General features: G+C 44.9%; 1 protein-coding gene and 1 pseudogene. Both read left to right on the top strand.

Features of this window, described 5'->3' with window-relative positions; translation table 11 throughout:
* Positions 1 to 364, top strand: a pseudogene (locus tag JJB97_RS18180) (DUF6862 domain-containing protein); the annotation flags it as partial.
* Positions 330 to 716: an immunity 8 family protein gene (locus JJB97_RS18175; RefSeq protein WP_317981601.1), complete on the top strand. Its 387-nt coding sequence runs from the start codon at positions 330 to 332 to the stop codon at positions 714 to 716. The pseudogene JJB97_RS18180 and the gene JJB97_RS18175, both read left to right, overlap by 35 nt.
* Positions 717 to 875: the final 159 nt, after the last annotated feature.

Here is an 875-nt window from a genome sequence, read left to right as displayed (position 1 = left end):
GAAAGACGATTTGGTTCAGCAGAATCTGAGTAATATTGCGAAGCAGGATCCGATTCTGGCCGCAGTAGTTAAAGGAGATAACGGAAAGCTGAATTATGGTGTTGGCTCTGGGACTAAAGCGGAGGCCGACCGCTTGGGCCAAATCTGGGTTGGTGATGGTGCCAGACCAACAAAAGATGGAACCGGACTAATGAGTGCTGATGGTACTCGTGTATATCGTTTCCCTAAAGGAAAACCGAATGCCCCAGCATCAGTAAATCCAACAGGCGTACAGGCTAATTTTGAGACTTTTCAAATAAATCCGGTAACAGGCCAGAAAACAAAAGTTGGTGACGGGCATCTTAATATTATTGCGGGGAAATAAAAACGTGAAAGCTACATTAAGAACTTTAGGCTGTGATGATTGTGATCTTAATTTATTCGTTCCTGAAGAGGACAATAGTTTTATCCTTTTGCTCACGTTATCAATAGGGCCGGAAAATGAAGACGGTATAAATTATTTTCACCTCAATGTCTGTACTCCGGAATGGCTCTGCAAAAACCGATGGGTGCCGGAGCTGATGCGGCACACACTTCTGGTGCGTAAATATGATCTGGATGAAATTACCAAAACCATCACAGATTATATCGACCAGTGCGAAGGTGAAGACTGGATGGAGATAGCGCAAAAACTTTCCCGCGTCTTCGCCTGGGAATATGAAGACTACCAGCCTTAAATAACAAATCCCGCCCTTAACTTCATTAACTGGCGGGATTTTATTTTATAGATCAGTAAGCTACCGTTTTGTTGCTGCGGCCTGTTGCTCGCCTCGATCATTGGTGATGGTGACGTTGCCCTGAAGGCGCTGTATGGCGTAAAAGCCGCGCAGGATATG

The organism is Tenebrionibacter intestinalis, assembly GCF_016632365.1.
Taxonomy (GTDB): domain Bacteria; phylum Pseudomonadota; class Gammaproteobacteria; order Enterobacterales; family Enterobacteriaceae; genus Tenebrionibacter; species Tenebrionibacter intestinalis.
Note: the sequence above shows the minus strand (reverse complement) of the source record. Positions and strands in the feature narration are given on the sequence as shown.